Raw genomic sequence first — 16,267 nt, forward strand, 5'->3', positions numbered from 1 at the left:
GGCCCGGCCCCCCGGCCGTCCCACCCGTCCCACAAGACGGCTGACATTACCGTCTCTTGGGCTGACCCGGAGAGCGTTTTCTGATCCCGTACACGACAAACGCCGTGGCCCCCGCCAGTTTCGACGGGGGCCACGGCGTTCACAGCCGTATGGGCGTCAGCTCCGTATGAGGTCAGCCGTTGCGCTTCCAGCGCGGCTTGTCGTCACGGCGGCCGAAGGAGCCGGTGCCGCGGTGGTCGTCACGGCGGCCGTACGGGCGGTCGTGGCCGCCGGTGCGGAAGCCCGGACGGTCGTCACGGCGGTCGCGGTTGAAGGGACGGTCGCTGCCACGGTGACCGCCACGCTCGTCCCGGCGCTCGAAGGAACGGCCGGCCGGACGCTCGTCGCGGCGGAACCCGCCACGGTCGTTGTCCCGACGCTCGAACCCACGCCCACCACGGTCGTCACGGCGCTCGAAGGAACGGCCACCACGGTCGTCACGACGGTCGTCACGGCGGAAGCCACCACGGTCGTTGTCCCGACGCTCGAACCCACGCCCACCACGGTCGTCACGGCGCTCGAAGGAACGGCCACCACGGTCATCCCGGCGGTCGTCGCGACGGTCATCGCGGCGGAAACCGCCACGGTCGTTGTCCCGACGCTCGAACCCACGGCCACCACGGTCGTCACGGCGCTCGAAGGAACGGCCACCCCGGTCATCACGACGGTCGTCACGGCGGAAACCGCCACGGTCGTTGTCCCGACGCTCACGACGCTCGTACGACGGCGCGGCCTCCGTACGCTCCACGTCCTGCGCGGCAGGCTGCTCGGGCACGGACACCTCGGCCACCTCGACAGCAGCCTCGGCGACCGCGACCTGCGCCTCGGCCACCGCCACCTCCGGGTCCTCGCCGCGCTCGCGGGCGACCCGGGCCACCAGACGGTCGGCCTCCTCACGCAGCTCGCTCGCCCGGCGCTGCGCCCGCTCCAGCTGCTTGGTGAGGTGAGCGACCTCACGCTCGGCCTGCTGGGCCGCGTTGGCCGCGGACTCGGACTGGACCTCGGTCATCGAACGGGCGCCGGTGATCTCGGCGACCTCGGGCTCGAAAGCCGTACCGGAGTTGATGATGTGACGCCCGGCGTCGACGCCCGCGTCCTCCATCAGCCGGAAGATCTGGCGGCGCTGGTGCGGCAGGGACAGCGAGACGACCGTGCCGGTGCGGCCCGCACGGGCGGTACGGCCGGCGCGGTGCAGGTAGTCCTTGTGGTCACCGGCCGGGTCGACGTTCAGGACGAGGTCGATGCCGTCGACGTGGATGCCGCGGGCCGCGACGTCCGTCGCCACCAGGCAGTTGACGTACCCGTCCTTGAAGTCCGCCAGCGTGCGGGTGCGCGCGCCCTGCGTCATGCCGCCGTGCAGCGCGTCCGCCTTCACACCCGCATCGCGCAGCTGCTCGGCCACGCGGTCGGCGCCCAGCTGGGTGCGGACGAAGATGATGGTGCGGCCCTTGCGGGAGGCGATCGCGGCCGTGACCGGCGCCTTGTCCTTGGGCTTCACGATCAGGATGTGGTGCGACATGGTCGTCACCGCGCCCTGGGCGGCGTCCACCTCGTGGTGGACCGGGTTGTTCAGGTACCGGTCGACGAGAGTCTTGATCTCGTTCTCCATCGTCGCGGAGAAGAGCATGCGCTGACCGCCGGCCGGGATCTGGTCCAGCAGCTCGGTGACCTCGGGCAGGAAGCCCAGGTCGGACATCTGGTCGGCCTCGTCGAGGACCGCGATCTGCACGTCCTCCAGGGAGCAGGCACCGCGGTTGATGATGTCGCGCAGCCGGCCCGGGGTGGCGACGAGGATGTCGACGCCGCGCTCCAGGGCGTAGATCTGGTTGCCCATCGACGTACCGCCGCAGACGACCTTCATCTTCAGGCCGAGGACGTCGCCGTACGGCTGCAGCGCATCCGCCACCTGCATGGCGAGCTCACGCGTCGGCGTGAGGATGACCGCGCGCGGCTTGTGCTTCTGGGTGTGACCGCCGGCCAGCGTGGCCAGGGTCGGCAGACCGAAGGACAGCGTCTTGCCGGAGCCGGTACGGCCACGGCCGAGAATGTCCTTGCCCGCCAGCGCGTCCGGGATGGTCGCGGCCTGGATCGGGAAGGGGGTGGTCACGCCGTTCTGGGCGAGCTTGCGCACCACGCCCTCGGGGAGACCGAGGTCCGCGAAGGTGACCTCGACAGCGTCCTCGGTGCCCTCGTTCTCGGGCACGACGACGTGATCAGTACTGGAAATGGACATGCGTAAGCGAAACCTTCCGGAGTCTCGTCGGCACGCGCCCGTCAACTCCGTGATTTCGCAATACGACCGCCTCTATGCGGTCAGCCACGGCAAGGGAGAGAACGCGCCACGCGGCGCTCTCTGCAATGGCGCCGGGCAATGGGATCAAACGATCTACCACCATACGCACCCCCCACCCCCGAAGGCAAACCAGCCCTGGCCCCTGTAGCCAAGGTCACGTGCCCGCCCCCCGCACCTCACACCGGCGACCCCGCCATCGGCGCCGGCTCACGGTCCTCCAACTGCGCCCCCGTGTCCGGATGCGCCGACGACGACGGCTCCGCGGACGGCGGCGGCTCCGGCGCGGACGACGTCGGCTGCGCGGTCGGCGTCGGCGGCTCCGCACTCTGCGTGGGCGTCGGCTGCGCCCCCGTCGGCGTGGGCACCCCCGGCTCGGCGCTCTTGCCCGGCCCGCCCCGCGCCGGAGCGGAACCACTGGCACCCGCCGACGGCGAGGCACCCGGAGACACCGACTCCCCCGCCTTCCCCTTGCCCTTCTTCCCCCCGTGCTTCCCGTCGGCCACCGCCCCCATACCGGAGCCGCCACCCGACACCGCCGACCCCCCGCCCGCATCCGCCCCGCCCCGCCGGCCCGCCGAGTGCGCCGGCTTCGCGCCCCCGCCACCCCCGTCGTCGCCCACGCTCATACAGCCGGCAGCCGCGGCGACGGCCATGACCGTGACGGCCAGACGGACGGGTACGTACAAGCGGCGCACGGAAGCCACCTCTCAGGCGGAGGGAGAAGTCAACCCGTTCAACTCCCGCCCCCCACAAGAGGACACGCGCCCGCCCGCGCCCCCTACCCGTAACCCAGCGCGTGCAGCCGCGCGTCGTCGATCCCGAAGTGATGCGCGATCTCATGCACCACCGTCACCTCGGTCTCCGCGACCACGTCCTCCCGGCTGTCGCACATCCGCAGCGTCGGCCCCCGATAGACGGTGATCCGGTCCGGCAGCACACCGGCATACCACTCCCCCCGGTCCGTCAACGGAGTGCCCTCGTACAGCCCGAGCAGCTCGGGGTCGTCGGCGGGCGGTTCGTCCTCGACGAACACCGCCACGTTGTCCATCAGCCGTGTCAGCTCCGGCGGAATCCGGTCCAACGCCTCGGCGACCAGTTCCTCGAACTCCTCGCGCGTCATCTCCAGCACACGCCCATTGTCAGCCACCGAGCACCCGTACGAGAGTCACCAACCCGCTCGCATATCCGCGTCCGGACTTGGGCATACGGGACCAATGGCCCGCGTCCCCGCCATGGCGTCGACCGTCGTGAACCGCATCCGCACCTCCCCGCGCACCCTCGCCCGCCACTACCGCTCCCGCCGACAACACCCCACCGCCGAACTCCTCCCCCAGCCGCACCCCTGGGTACGCGCCCTCGGCCTGATGGCCGTCGTACTCCTCGGCGCCTGGCTCGGACTGCTCATCGTCGGCAACGTGCGCGTCCCGGTCGGGCCGATGAACACCACCATGACCCTGCGCCCCTCCCTCACCGGCGGCACGAAGATCAACGTCTCACCCCTGGGCGCCCTCGAACTCGACACCCACCACGCCCCGGTCCGCCTCGACGTCAACGTCGACCAGCTCGACCCCGTCCGCGCCCAAGCCCTCGTCGACCACCCAGAACGCCTCTCCGGCCTCCAGGACGAAGTCGCCCGCGACGTCCAACACGGCACCCTCGACCTCGCCCTGCGCTCCTGCGTCGCCGTCGTCTCCGGCGCCACCGCCCTCGGCCTCGCCGTCTACCGCCGCCCCCGCCGCGCCCTCGCCGCCGGCGGCACCGCCCTCGCCCTGCTGATGGCCTCCGGCGCCACCGCCTACGCCACCTGGAACCCCGACTCCGTCCTCGAACCCAAGTACTCCGGCCTGCTCTCCTCGGCCCCCTCCCTCGTCGGCAACGCCCGCAGCATCGTCACCGAATTCGACGTCTACCAGAAGGAGTTGGCCCGCCTGGTGACGAACGTGACCAAGCTGTACGACGTCACCTCCACCCTTCCCGCCTACCAGCCCGACCCCACCACCATCCGCGTCCTGCACGTCTCCGACATCCACCTCAACCCCGCGAGCTGGAAGATCATCGCCTCGCTGGTGGAGCAGTACAAGGTCAACGTCATCGTCGACACCGGCGACACCATGGACCACGGCACAGCCGCCGAGAACGGCTTCCTGGACCCCATCGCCGACCTCGGGGCGCCCTACGTCTGGGTCCGCGGCAACCACGACTCCAACCTCACCCAGCGCTACCTCGAACGCATGAAGAACGTCCACGTCCTCGACAACGGCAAGGCGCAGACCATCGCCGGACTGCGCTTCGCCGGCATGGGCGACCCCCAGTTCACCCCCGACCGCTCCAACAAACCCGGCGCCGACGCCTCCGAACAACTGGCCGGCGACCGGCTCGCCTCCGCCCTGAACGACCAGAAGACCGCCGGCACCCCCGTCGACGTCGCGATGATCCATGAACCGTCCGCGGCCCGCGAGGTCGACGGCACCGTCCCACTGGTCCTCTGCGGACACCTCCACCACGAGGGCGACGAGATCCTCAAGTACGGCACCCGACTGCGCATGGAGGGCTCGACCGGCGGCAGCGGCCTGCGCGCCCTCGAACACAAGTACCCGGCCCCCATCGAGGCCTCGATCCTCTACTTCGACCGCGACACCCGACGCCTCCAGGCCTGGGACGCGATCAAGCTGGGCGGCCTGGGCGAGACCACGGCGGAGGTCAGCCGCCACCTCCCCGACGACAACAAGCCCGGGGCCACCCCCACCACACCCACCCCATCAGCCCCTTCCCCCTCGGCCCCCTAAACCGTTTTGGCGATCCCTCCCCGCATCCCATATGCTTCTCACGTCCCCGACGCGCTGAGAAGCGCCCAGGCGGGCCGATAGCCCTCATCGTCTAGCGGCCTAGGACGCCGCCCTTTCAAGGCGGTAGCACGGGTTCGAATCCCGTTGGGGGCACGCAAAACCGTGTGCGACACTGGTGGTCGCTCACAAAGCTTGGTCCTGTGGAGCAGTTTGGAGTGCTCGCCACCCTGTCAAGGTGGAGGCCGCGGGTTCAAATCCCGTCAGGACCGCTGAGATCTCTTCGGAGATCTCGTGGCTGGGTAGCTCAGTTGGTACGAGCGATCGCCTGAAAAGCGATAGGTCGCCGGTTCGACCCCGGCCCCAGCCACAGCTAAGGCCCCGATCCTCGGATCGGGGCCTTTTTGTATGTCGTACGGCTTGTTCTATGCAGACTGTTCACCGGATCAGATGATCAGTCGAACATGGGGCGGATGTTCATGGTGAGTGACTTCCACGGCTTCGAGATCGTCCGGCGCGGTTACGACCGTGCTCAGGTCGACGCCTATATCTCCCGGCTTGTCGCGGGTACGGCGCCCGACGCGCCCCCGGTGTTCGACGTCGCCCGGCGGGGTTATGACCGGGGGCAAGTGGACGCTCGGGTCGCTGAGTTGCGGGGGCGGTGACCGATGGTGGGGATCAGGTTGGCACCGGGGTTCTGCGGCGCTACGTTCTGGCTGGTCGGCGTTGGGACAGAGGGCGGGGACGATGAGTCACAGTGAGGCCAGGGCCATTCGGGACGTCGAGTTGGAGAAGGACCGGGCCCGGTACGGGCTGCTGGCCGTGGTGATCAGCAATCTCGCCATCGCCGGGGCCGCGATCTTCGGCGTGTGGCGGCTGGACGGTGACAAGTCGGTGATCGTCGGCGTGCTCACCGCCGCCTTCACCGCCGTGAGCAGCATGACCACCGCCTATCTGGGCATCAAGGCCGTGTCGAACACGGCCAGGTCGATCGCTCTCGGGAACGGCGGCAGCGGACGGCAGCATGCCGCGCCGGCCGCCGCACCGCCCGCCGCGCCGGCTGCCACGCCACCTGCCGCGCCGCCCGCCCAGCGGACGCCGTAAGGCGCCCGGAAGCCACCGGGTACAAATCGTTCGCCACGGATTTCCCGGGGATGAGATCCTGGATCGCGTATGTCTACGCACCCTGCCCCCGGCACCCCGGCTACCAGCACCCCGGCCCTCGGCACCCTCGCCCCCCGCCTGACCGAGCTCTCCCTGCGCGACGCGCAGCGGCTCGGGCGCAGGCTCGAAGGCGCGCGCAAGATCCGCAAGCCGGAGGCCCGCGCCGCCGTGCTCGCCGAGATCGAGGGCGAGATCGGCAAGGCCGAGGAGCGCATCGGCACCCGGCGCTCCCGTGTGCCCGCCGTCACGTATCCCGAGCAGCTGCCGGTCAGCCAGAAGAAGAGCGAGATCGCCGACGCCATCCGCGATCACCAGGTCGTGATCGTCGCCGGTGAGACCGGGTCAGGCAAGACCACCCAGATCCCGAAGATCTGCCTGGAGCTGGGGCGTGGTGTGCGGGGCATGATCGGGCACACCCAGCCCCGTCGTATCGCCGCCCGTACGGTCGCCGAGCGGGTCGCGGAGGAGCTGGACACCCCGCTCGGTGAGGCCGTGGGCTGGAAGGTGCGCTTCACCGATCAGGTGAACCAGGATGCGACCTTCATCAAGCTGATGACGGACGGCATCCTGCTGGCCGAGATCCAGACCGACCGCGAGCTGCGCGCCTACGACACGATCATCATCGACGAGGCTCACGAGCGGTCCCTCAACATCGACTTCCTGCTGGGGTATCTGGCGCAGCTGCTGCCGCGCCGGCCCGATCTGAAGGTCGTCATCACCTCGGCCACCATCGATCCGGAGCGGTTCTCCCGGCATTTCGGCAACGCGCCGATCGTCGAGGTCAGCGGGCGGACGTATCCGGTGGAGGTGCGCTACCGGCCGCTGTTGGAGGAGGACGCGGACGACTCCGACCGGGACCAGATCACGGCGATCACGGACGCGGTCGAGGAGCTGATGGGGGAGGGGAAGGGGGACATCCTCGTCTTCCTCTCCGGTGAGCGGGAGATCCGGGACACGGCGGACGCGCTCACGCGCAAGCAGTACCGCTTCACGGAGATTCTTCCGCTGTACGCGCGGCTGTCCCACGCCGAGCAGCATCGCGTCTTTCAGCCGCACACCGGACGCAGGATCGTTCTGGCGACGAACGTCGCCGAGACCTCGCTGACCGTCCCGGGCATCAAGTACGTCATCGACCCGGGCTTCGCCCGTATCTCCCGCTACAGCCACCGCACCAAGGTCCAGCGGCTGCCGATCGAGCCGATCAGCCAGGCCAGCGCCAACCAGCGCAAGGGCCGCTGCGGGCGCACGAGTGACGGCATCTGCATCCGGCTGTACTCGGAGGACGACTTCGAGGCCCGTCCGGAGTTCACCGACGCGGAGATCCTGCGTACGAACCTCGCGTCCGTGATCCTGCAGATGACCGCGGCCGGTCTCGGCGACATCGAGAAGTTCCCCTTCATCGACCCGCCGGACCACCGCAACATCCGTGACGGTGTGCAGTTGCTGCAGGAGCTGGGCGCGCTCGACCCGGCCGAGAAGGACCCGCGGAGGCGGCTGACGCAGACCGGCCGGAAGCTGGCCCAGCTGCCCGTCGACCCGCGTCTGGCGCGCATGGTGCTGGAGGCCGACAAGAACGGCTGTGTCCGCGAGGTCATGGTGATAGCCGCCGCGCTCTCCATCCAGGATCCGCGCGAGCGCCCGGCGGACAAGCAGACGCAGGCCGACCAGCAGCACGCCCGCTTCCGGGACGAGACCAGCGACTTCCTGGCCTATCTGAACCTGTGGCGTTACATCAGGGAGCAGCAGAAGGAGCGGGGCTCGTCGTCCTTCCGCCGGATGTGCAAGCAGGAGTACCTCAATTTCCTGCGCATTCGCGAATGGCAGGACATCTACACCCAACTCCGCACGGTCGCCAAGCAGATGGGCATCCACCTCAACGAGGATGATGCCCCCGCCGACCGCGTCCACGTCTCGCTCCTCGCCGGTCTGCTCTCCCACATCGGCATGAAGGACGTGAAGGAGGGCGCGAAGAACGAGTATCTGGGCGCCCGCAACGCCAAGTTCGCGATCTTCCCGGGCTCGTCGCTGTTCAAGAAGCCACCGCGGTTCGTGATGTCGGCGGAGCTGGTGGAGACCTCGCGGCTGTGGGCCCGCGTCAACGCCAGGATCGAGCCGGAGTGGGTCGAGCCGCTCGCGGAGCATCTGCTGAAGCGGACGTACAGCGAGCCGCACTGGGAGAAGGACCAGGCGGCCGTGATGGCGTACGAGAAGGTCACGCTGTACGGCGTCCCGATCGTCGCCGACCGGAAGGTCAACTACGGCCGGATCGACCCGGAGGCCAGCCGCGAGCTGTTCATCCGCAACGCGCTCGTCGAGGGCGACTGGCGCACGCACCACAAGTTCTTCGCCGACAACCGCAGACTCCTCAGCGAGGTCGAGGAGTTGGAGCACCGCGCGCGGCGCCGGGACATCGTGGTCGACGACGACACGCTCTTCGACTTCTACGACCAGCGGGTGCCCGAGCACGTGGTTTCCGGCGCCCATTTCGACTCCTGGTGGAAGCGGAAGCGGCACGAGCAGCCGGAGTTCCTGGACTTCGAGCGGGAGATGCTCATCCGGGAGTCGGCCGAGGCGGTCACCAAGGCGGACTATCCGGACAGTTGGCGGCAGGGGCAGCTCAAGTTCCGGGTGACGTACCAGTTCGAGCCGGGGGCGGACGCGGACGGTGTGACGGTCCACATCCCGCTCCACGTGCTCAACCAGGTCACGGACGAGGGCTTCGACTGGCAGATCCCGGGTCTGCGGGAGGAGTTGGTGACGGAGCTGATCCGTTCCCTCCCCAAGCCGATCCGCCGCAACTATGTACCGGCGCCGAACTTCGCGAAGCGCTTCCTGGATGCGGCGGTGCCCCTCCAGGAGCCCTTGACGACGACGATGGCGCGCGAGTTGAAGCGCATGGTCGGCGTCCCCTTCGAGGCGGAGGACTTCGACTGGTCGAAGGTGCCGGACCATCTGCGGATCACCTTCCGGATCGTCGACGAGCGCCGTCGCAAGCTGGCGGAGGACAAGGATCTGGAGGCGCTGAAGCTCCGGTTGAAGCCGAAGGCGCGCCAGGCGATCTCGCAGGCCGCGGCGGCCACCGCGGAGCGGCAGGGCGGTGAGTCCCTGGAGCGCAAGGGTCTGACCGACTGGACGATCGGCTCCCTGACGCGCGTCTTCGAGACCCGCCGGGCGGGGCAGCCGGTCAAGGCGTACCCGGCGCTGGTGGACGACGGCGACACGGTCTCGGTCCGGCTCTTCGACACGGAGGCGGAGCAGGCCGAGGCGATGTGGAAGGGCACGCGACGGCTGATCCTGCGCAACATCCCGGTCAATCCGGCGCGCTTCGCGAGCGATCGCCTGACGAACGCCCAGAAGCTCGCCCTGTCCGCGAATCCGCACGGCTCGGTCCAGGCGCTGTTCGACGACTGTGCGATGGCGGCGGCGGACCGGCTGATCGGTGACTTCGGGGGGCCGGCGTGGGACGAGGAGTCGTACCGGAAGCTGTACGACAAGGTGCGCGCGGAGATCGTGGACACGACGGTGCGGGCGGTCGGGCAGGTGCAGCAGGTGCTGGCCGCCTGGCAGGCCTGTGAACGCCGTTTGAAGTCCGTACGGAGTCCCGCGCTGCTGGCGAACCTCCAGGACGTGCGTCAGCAGTTGGACGCGCTCGTGAAGCCTGGTTTCGTGACGGAGACGGGGCTGCGGCGGCTGCCGGATCTGATGCGCTATCTCGTCGCCGCCGACCGCCGGCTGCAGCAGATGCCGACGAACGTCCAGCGGGACACGACCCGTATGGAGAAGGTGCACGAGATGCGGGACGAGTACGCGTGGCTGCTGGAGCAGATGCCGCAGGGGCGCCCGGTGCCGCAGCAGGTGCTGGACGTGCGCTGGATGATCGAGGAGCTCCGGGTCAGCTATTTCGCGCACGCGCTCGGCACGGCGTACCCGATCTCCGACAAGCGGATCGTGAAGACGATCGACCAGCTGGCCCCGTGACGGTCCCCGCACGTTAAGTGAGTTCGACCAGGCGGCTCCCCTCCTGTACAGTCTCTTCTCGCAGCGCAACGCACGAATCGCGCCGCGAAACCTGGTCCTGTGGAGCAGTTTGGAGTGCTCGCCACCCTGTCAAGGTGGAGGCCGCGGGTTCAAATCCCGTCAGGACCGCAACAAGGCCCGCACCCGCAAAGGGTGACGGGCCTTCTTCATGCCCCGGCCCCCGCCCGACCGGAGGCCGCACCCGCGACGCAAGCCGCAATCGACCGCAGCAAGTCCCGTCAGGACGCAACCAAGACCCGCACCGCACCCGCACGGTAGCGGGCCATTCCCTACCCCCGGCCCTCCCGCCCAGCCGGAGACCGCGCCCGCGGCGCACACCGCAGTCGACCCCAGCAAACCCCGCCCAGGACCACAACCAAGACCCGCACCTGCAAAGGGTGACGGGTCTTCTTCGTGTGAGGCTCGGATCCCGTCAGGGGTGCGGGTCTTCTTCGTGTTCCGGTGGGGCCGTTGGCGGGGTTTCAGGGGGGCCGATCTCCTGCGTATCGGCACTGTGAGCGTTTCCCATGGCTCCCAGGCCGTCTTGACGGCGTCGGGTTCCCTCGGTACCCAGGGACCAGGGCCCGTTCCCGTGCGGCCCCTGGAGGTGGCGTATGGCGGCTTCGGTCAGGCACGAGACGCGGGCGTTGCTCCGTGCGCATCTGTCGGCCGCGTCGTCGTACGGGCACCTGACCCGGCACTGCCCGATCTGCCACCATCTGCTGCGGCTGGCGATGGACTCCGCCCCCAGAGCCGCCGAGGCGCCGGGCAAGACGGTCGAGGACGAGAGCCCCGCCGGTGCGTGACCCCGGACACTCCCAACGCCCGCCGCGCCAGGGGACGGTGGATCAGATGTCCCCCTCTAGCGCACGTGGAGCAACGGCAACAAGGACCCCGGCATGTGACGGGTGTCACCGCATGAGTTTCTGAAACCGCGGTACTTACACCCGGCCTACAACTGGTCAATTTAATATGTGCAATTGCACCTGAGTGTCACCCCTCCCGTCGGCCCCCTTCCGAGGCCGCCCACAGGAGATCCGACACCCCTCCCCAGACTCCGACAAGCCCGCTCACAGAGCGATCGGTCCCACACCCCACGCGCACAAAAAAGATCGCGCTGGACCCGGCGGAGTCCAGCGCGATCGACGACGCACCCTTGTCACTTGCCTGAGAAGCCCCTGGGGGCTTGGGCGTGGGCTCTGTTGGGGCAGAACCCGCGTCGCTTGGAGCTAGGGTTCGGGCACCTCGGCACGGTTGGGGACCTGCCGGTTTGCCCGCTATTGAGTTGTTCAGGCCTCGCTGCGCTGCTGCGGAATGCCCGCGAGCAGAGCGCGGACTTCGGCCTCGCGGTAACGGCGGTGCCCGCCGAGCGTACGGATGGAAGTGAGCTTGCCGGCCTTCGCCCACCGCGTGACCGTCTTCGGGTCCACACGGAACATGGTGGCGACCTCAGCCGGGGTCAGCAGCGGCTCGGCATCAGGGGTGCGAGCGGTCATGAGCGGCCTCCTCGGGAGAACCGAACCTTCTCGGTTCTTTCCTCTAAATTCTGCACCTTGACCCGCGTTGCCCGAAATGGCGGACGCGAGTCGAGTCGGTTATAGGACGAACGGCTTGTCCTCGGCACTACAACTACACCATCTGTCCAGCCGCGTCGGCCAAACCGATGGAATTGCCCCTCCAGGTGTTCATCACCGACGGAAGCCGATGGACCATGCCATAGCGGACAGTCACGCCACTGTGACGATCAGTCACAGGACGCGCAGGAGTCATCAAGCCCCCCAAAGAAGAGCCTCCCCCGAACCCCTTGTCCTATTTTGGCATGAGGAGGGGCAAGAGATGCAAGAGCCGGGTACGTGCGGTCCGTCACGCTTGACACACAGTGAGGTGTACGCCCGGATCGGGACCTACGTCCCTCGTCGGCGAAAGCTCAAGGGAACACGGGAACTTCTTGAACGAGGACGAAACCCCAAAACGGGCGTCCCGTCAAACGTCAGTTCGCCGAGCGCCGGTCCCTGACCGACCGCCAGCGCTCCACCAGCCGCCCGTACGCGGTCCCCGCCGCCGCCCCGTCACCGAGCCGCAACGCCTCGATGCCCTCGGCCACGTCGGCCGCCGAGTGGTCGTCCTCGAGCGCGCCGGCCGGCAGGGTGTGCACCAGCCCGCCGTAGTCCAGCTCGACCAGCGAGCGCGGATGGAACTCCTCCAGCCAGCGGCCCACATCCACCAGACCGTCGATGAGCGGCCCCTCGTCGAGGGCGTCCTTCAGGGCCCGCAGCGCCCGCGCCACCCGCCGCCGCGCCTGCACCATGGGTGTGCGATACCGCAGCATCGGCGGGATCTCGCCCGACCCCTTGTCGAAGCGCCGCTCCTCGTCGGAGACCAGCACGAACCAGTGCAGCGGCACCTGCCAGGTCGAGGTGCGGATCCAGGGACGGGCGTCGGGGTTGCGCGCCAGCCAGCGCTCGTAGTCCTGGGTGGCCTGGTGCCGTACGACCTCGGGCAGCACCGCGTCGAGGACCGGCTTCGGCAGTTCCTCGGGCAGCTCCTGCAGGGCCTGCCAGCCGCGCAGCCGGGTCCGCCACGGGCACACGCACACGACCCCGTCCACATCCACCACGAACGCGTCACTGCTCTCGTGCACCGGGACCGGGATCGGCGGGGTGGGCAGCAGGTCGGCGAGCGAGCGACGCAGTTCGTCCTGGTACGAGGGCCGCTGCGGGCGGCGGGCGTAACGCGCCCAGTGGCTGCGCTCCGGCTCGGGGAAGGCGGCCAGCGGTTCGTAGACGCGGAGGTAGGTCGCGTACGGGACGATCACCGAGGACACCTTGGGCACGCCTGCTCCCTCCCCCGCCCACCATCGGGAAAACCTACGGAACCCGCACACAAACCTGCGGGAAATCTATGCAAATCGTCGCACGGCCACACGCCACCAGTAGGTGATCCTGAGCACTGCGCGGATGGCGGGGCGATCAGGGTCTAAATTCTTGCTCACAGCCCCTCCACCCACACGGGACTGGTCCCACCCGCCGCTACTGCTTCAGGAGTCACCACAGTGACCGACGTAACCGGCGCACCTGCTGATGTGCTGCACACCCTGTTCCACTCGGACCAGGGCGGACATGAGCAAGTCGTGCTCTGCCAGGACCGCGCGAGCGGCCTGAAGGCCGTCATCGCCATCCACAGCACCGCCCTCGGCCCCGCGCTCGGCGGTACCCGCTTCTACCCGTACGCGACCGAGGCGGAGGCCATCGCCGACGCGCTGAATCTCGCACGCGGGATGTCGTACAAGAACGCCATGGCCGGCCTCGACCACGGTGGCGGCAAGGCCGTGATCATCGGCGACCCGGACCGGGACAAGACCGAGGCCCTGCTGCTCGCCTACGGCCGCATGGTCGCCTCCCTCGGCGGCCGCTACGTCACCGCCTGCGACGTCGGTACGTACGTCGCCGACATGGACGTCGTCGCGCGCGAGTGCCGCTGGACGACCGGGCGCTCCCCGGAGAACGGCGGCGCCGGCGACTCCTCCGTGCTCACCGCCTTCGGCGTCTACCAGGGCATGCGCGCCAGCGCCCAGCACCTGTGGGGCGACCCGTCGCTGCGGGACCGCAAGGTCGGTATCGCGGGCGTCGGCAAGGTAGGGCACCACCTGGTGCGGCACCTGCGGGACGAGGGCGCCGAGGTCGTGATCACCGACGTGCGCGAGGAGGCCGTGGGGCGGATCCTCGCGGCGCACCCCAAGGGCGTCACGGCGGTCGCCGACACCGCGACCCTGATCCGTGTCGACGGCCTCGACATCTACGCGCCCTGCGCGCTGGGCGGGGCCCTGAACGACGACACCGTGCCCGCGCTGACCGCGCGGATCGTCTGCGGGGCGGCCAACAACCAGCTGGCCCACCCGGGTGTCGAGAAGGACCTCGCCGACCGCGGGATCCTCTACGCGCCGGACTACGTGGTCAACGCCGGCGGTGTCATCCAGGTCGCCGACGAACTGCACGGGTTCGACTTCGAGCGGTGCAAGGCGAAGGCGGCGAAGATCTTCGACACCACGCTCGCCATATTCGCACGTGCGAAGGCGGACGGGATTCCGCCGGCCGCGGCAGCCGACCGGATCGCCGAGCAGCGCATGGCGGAGGGCCGCGGAGCGCTCTGATTCCGTAAGGTTTCCGGGGCTTTCGGGGTTTGGCCGGTACCCGTCGGCGGGCACTTAGAGAGAACTCTCACGTCCGTCGGCGGGTCGCCCGTCGAGAAGTGGTTAAAATCGCGGTTGACCAGCGGGGACGGGGCACCCCGAGGGTCCTGGGCGCGGGCACGTCATGCGGGCGACGTACCGTATGGGCGCGGGCTCAGGTACCGTGGATGCCCTACGGACCGGTCTCTCCACGGAGAGCCCGTTCCAGATCATGAACGCGTGTCAAGACTCTGGGGCCGTCGAGCCCCGTCACCGAGGGGGTCGAGCCATGGGGCGCGGCCGGGCCAAGGCCAAGCAGACGAAGGTCGCCCGCCAGCTGAAGTACAACAGCGGCGGGACTGACCTGTCGCGTCTGGCCAGCGAGCTGGGCGCTTCGACTTCGAGCCAACCGCCGAACGGCGAGCCGTTCGAGGACGACGAGGACGAAGACGACCCGTACGCCCAGTACGCGGATCTCTACAACGACGACGATGAGGACGACGACGACCAGCCAGGTCCGTCATCCCAACATCGTCGCGGTGCGTAGTGCTTGCAGCGGCTTAGCCGTTCAAACCCGGTCCGGGGCCCAGCACCGGACCGGGTTTCATGCTGCCGTCGCGGCGCTCCGCCCCGGACCCCGCTCCTCAATCTCCCCCACTGCCTCAAAGGCGTGGGGGTTCCAAGGGGCTGGCTTCACGCGTAGTCGCCGACGAGTTCCGCACCCGTCGTGTGGTCCCCGCGGTCGGTGATCTCTCCGGCGACCCAGGCCTCGACCCCGCGGTCCGCCAGCGTCGCGAGGGCCACGTCGGTCGACTCCTCGGGGACGACGGCGATCATGCCCACGCCCATGTTGAGGGTCTTCTCCAGCTCCAGACGGTCGACCTGCCCCGTCTTCCCGACGAGGTCGAACACCGGGGCCGGGGTCCAGGTGGAGCGGTCCACGATCGCGTGCAGGGTGTCGGGGATCACGCGGGCCAGGTTGGCGGCGAGTCCGCCGCCCGTGATGTGGCTGAACGCGTGCACGTCGGTCGTCCGGGTGAGCGCCAGACAGTCCAGCGAGTAGATCTTGGTCGGCTCCAGCAGCTCCTCGCCGAGCGTGCGGCCGAACTCCTCGACGCGCGCGTCCAGGGTGAGGCCGGCCTGGTCCAGCAGGACGTGCCGGACGAGCGAGTACCCGTTCGAGTGAAGCCCGGAGGCCGCCAGGGCGATGACGGAGTCACCCGAACGGATGCGATCCGCGCCCAGCAGCCGGTCGGCCTCCACGACACCCGTGCCGGCGCCGGCCACGTCGAAGTCGTCCTCGCCCAGCAGCCCGGGGTGTTCGGCCGTCTCGCCGCCCACCAGGGCGCAGCCGGCGAGCACACAGCCTTCGGCGATGCCCTTGACGATCGCGGCGACCCGCTCGGGGTGGACCTTGCCGACGCAGATGTAGTCGGTCATGAACAGCGGCTCGGCACCGCACACCACGATGTCGTCCATGACCATGGCGACGAGGTCGTGGCCGATGGTGTCGTAGACGCCCAGCCGGCGAGCGATGTCGACCTTGGTGCCGACGCCGTCGGTGGCGGAGGCGAGCAGGGGGCGCTCGTAGTTCTTCAGGGCGGAGGCGTCGAAGAGGCCGGCGAAGCCGCCGAGGCCGCCGAGGACCTCGGGGCGCTGGGTCTTCTTCACCCACTCCTTCATGAGCTCCACGGCGCGGTCGCCCGCTTCGATGTCGACGCCCGCGGCTGCGTAGCTGGCACCGGTTGTCTCAGTCATGGCTGGTGAGAACTTTCGTGTCGTACGGCAGGTCTTACGGGCCGT

12 protein-coding genes, 4 tRNA genes and 1 pseudogene are annotated in these 16,267 nt (G+C 69.2%); 11 read left to right on the forward strand and 6 right to left on the reverse strand.

Annotated features, from left to right (window positions below; all coding sequences use genetic code 11):
• Positions 1–172: 172 nt before the first annotated feature.
• The 3 genes from ABZZ74_RS36325 to ABZZ74_RS36335 all read right to left on the reverse strand — a co-directional run bounded on the left by ABZZ74_RS36325 (position 173) and on the right by ABZZ74_RS36335 (position 3,461).
• Positions 173–2,272 (reverse strand): DEAD/DEAH box helicase, encoded by a 2,100-nt coding sequence (locus ABZZ74_RS36325; protein ID WP_356772396.1) that lies wholly within the window; start codon positions 2,270–2,272, stop codon positions 173–175.
• A gap of 236 nt (positions 2,273–2,508) precedes the next feature.
• Positions 2,509–3,027, reverse strand: a complete 519-nt coding sequence (locus tag ABZZ74_RS36330; RefSeq protein ID WP_356772398.1) for a hypothetical protein — start codon at positions 3,025–3,027, stop codon at positions 2,509–2,511.
• An 83-nt stretch (positions 3,028–3,110) separates the two neighbouring features.
• A complete protein-coding gene (locus ABZZ74_RS36335; protein ID WP_240869980.1) occupies positions 3,111–3,461 on the reverse strand; it encodes a metallopeptidase family protein in 351 nt (116 codons plus the stop codon).
• Between the two features lie 85 nt (positions 3,462–3,546).
• Here ABZZ74_RS36335 and ABZZ74_RS36340 point away from each other — a divergent pair, with 85 nt between their 5' ends.
• The 9 genes and pseudogenes from ABZZ74_RS36340 (at position 3,547) to ABZZ74_RS36380 (ending at position 11,102) form a co-directional block, all read left to right on the forward strand.
• Positions 3,547–5,118 (forward strand): metallophosphoesterase, encoded by a 1,572-nt coding sequence (locus ABZZ74_RS36340; RefSeq protein ID WP_356772400.1) that lies wholly within the window; start codon positions 3,547–3,549, stop codon positions 5,116–5,118.
• Between the two features lie 80 nt (positions 5,119–5,198).
• A tRNA-Glu gene (locus ABZZ74_RS36345) sits at positions 5,199–5,271 on the forward strand.
• 41 nt (positions 5,272–5,312) lie between these two features.
• Positions 5,313–5,387: transfer RNA gene (locus ABZZ74_RS36350), tRNA-Asp, on the forward strand.
• A 24-nt stretch (positions 5,388–5,411) separates the two neighbouring features.
• A tRNA-Phe gene (locus ABZZ74_RS36355) sits at positions 5,412–5,485 on the forward strand.
• Between the two features lie 112 nt (positions 5,486–5,597).
• Positions 5,598–5,681 (forward strand): annotated as a pseudogene (locus tag ABZZ74_RS36360) (DivIVA domain-containing protein); the annotation flags it as partial.
• Positions 5,682–5,862: 181 nt separating this feature from the next.
• Complete coding sequence (locus tag ABZZ74_RS36365; RefSeq protein WP_356772402.1) at positions 5,863–6,219, forward strand: hypothetical protein; 357 nt, start codon at positions 5,863–5,865, stop codon at positions 6,217–6,219.
• A gap of 69 nt (positions 6,220–6,288) precedes the next feature.
• The gene (gene hrpA / locus ABZZ74_RS36370) at positions 6,289–10,257 is read left to right on the forward strand and encodes an ATP-dependent RNA helicase HrpA (protein WP_356772404.1); all 3,969 of its coding nucleotides are present in this window, start codon (positions 6,289–6,291) and stop codon (positions 10,255–10,257) included.
• A 93-nt stretch (positions 10,258–10,350) separates the two neighbouring features.
• Positions 10,351–10,425: transfer RNA gene (locus tag ABZZ74_RS36375), tRNA-Asp, on the forward strand.
• A gap of 485 nt (positions 10,426–10,910) precedes the next feature.
• The gene (locus ABZZ74_RS36380) at positions 10,911–11,102 is read left to right on the forward strand and encodes a DUF6274 family protein (protein WP_356772406.1); all 192 of its coding nucleotides are present in this window, start codon (positions 10,911–10,913) and stop codon (positions 11,100–11,102) included.
• 483 nt (positions 11,103–11,585) lie between these two features.
• Here the strand turns inward: ABZZ74_RS36380 and bldC are convergent, their stop codons facing one another.
• Both bldC and ABZZ74_RS36390 read right to left on the reverse strand, forming a co-directional pair.
• The gene (gene bldC / locus ABZZ74_RS36385) at positions 11,586–11,792 is read right to left on the reverse strand and encodes a developmental transcriptional regulator BldC (RefSeq protein WP_003949541.1); all 207 of its coding nucleotides are present in this window, start codon (positions 11,790–11,792) and stop codon (positions 11,586–11,588) included.
• Positions 11,793–12,286: 494 nt separating this feature from the next.
• Positions 12,287–13,129, reverse strand: coding sequence for a hypothetical protein (locus ABZZ74_RS36390; RefSeq protein WP_356772408.1), 843 nt, complete (start codon positions 13,127–13,129; stop codon positions 12,287–12,289).
• A 219-nt stretch (positions 13,130–13,348) separates the two neighbouring features.
• Between ABZZ74_RS36390 and ABZZ74_RS36395 the strand changes: the two genes are divergently transcribed.
• Together ABZZ74_RS36395 and ABZZ74_RS36400 are read left to right on the forward strand one after the other, a co-directional pair.
• Positions 13,349–14,446: a Glu/Leu/Phe/Val dehydrogenase dimerization domain-containing protein gene (locus ABZZ74_RS36395; RefSeq protein WP_356772410.1), complete on the forward strand. Its 1,098-nt coding sequence runs from the start codon at positions 13,349–13,351 to the stop codon at positions 14,444–14,446.
• Between the two features lie 307 nt (positions 14,447–14,753).
• On the forward strand, positions 14,754–15,011 hold the full coding sequence (locus ABZZ74_RS36400; protein ID WP_133049037.1) for a DUF3073 domain-containing protein: 258 nt from the start codon (positions 14,754–14,756) through the stop codon (positions 15,009–15,011).
• A gap of 146 nt (positions 15,012–15,157) precedes the next feature.
• Here ABZZ74_RS36400 and purM read toward each other — a convergent pair whose 3' ends face one another.
• Positions 15,158–16,222, reverse strand: coding sequence for a phosphoribosylformylglycinamidine cyclo-ligase (purM, locus tag ABZZ74_RS36405; RefSeq protein WP_356772412.1), 1,065 nt, complete (start codon positions 16,220–16,222; stop codon positions 15,158–15,160).
• Between the last annotated feature and the right edge of the window lie 45 nt (positions 16,223–16,267).

Source organism: Streptomyces sp. NPDC006476 (genome assembly GCF_040612015.1).
Classification (GTDB): Bacteria; Actinomycetota; Actinomycetes; order Streptomycetales; family Streptomycetaceae; genus Streptomyces; species Streptomyces griseorubiginosus_B.

Bases quoted from the DNA above. Each gene is read 5' to 3' on its own strand.
- ABZZ74_RS36325 (WP_356772396.1), bottom strand. From the start codon at position 2,272: ATGTCCATTTCCAGTACTGATCACGTCGTCGTGCCCGAGAACGAGGGC.
- ABZZ74_RS36340 (WP_356772400.1), top strand. From the start codon at position 3,547: ATGGCCCGCGTCCCCGCCATGGCGTCGACCGTCGTGAACCGCATCCGC.
- ABZZ74_RS36365 (WP_356772402.1), top strand. From the start codon at position 5,863: ATGAGTCACAGTGAGGCCAGGGCCATTCGGGACGTCGAGTTGGAGAAG.
- hrpA (WP_356772404.1), top strand. From the start codon at position 6,289: ATGTCTACGCACCCTGCCCCCGGCACCCCGGCTACCAGCACCCCGGCC.
- ABZZ74_RS36380 (WP_356772406.1), top strand. From the start codon at position 10,911: ATGGCGGCTTCGGTCAGGCACGAGACGCGGGCGTTGCTCCGTGCGCAT.
- bldC (WP_003949541.1), bottom strand. From the start codon at position 11,792: ATGACCGCTCGCACCCCTGATGCCGAGCCGCTGCTGACCCCGGCTGAG.
- ABZZ74_RS36400 (WP_133049037.1), top strand. From the start codon at position 14,754: ATGGGGCGCGGCCGGGCCAAGGCCAAGCAGACGAAGGTCGCCCGCCAG.
- purM (WP_356772412.1), bottom strand. From the start codon at position 16,222: ATGACTGAGACAACCGGTGCCAGCTACGCAGCCGCGGGCGTCGACATC.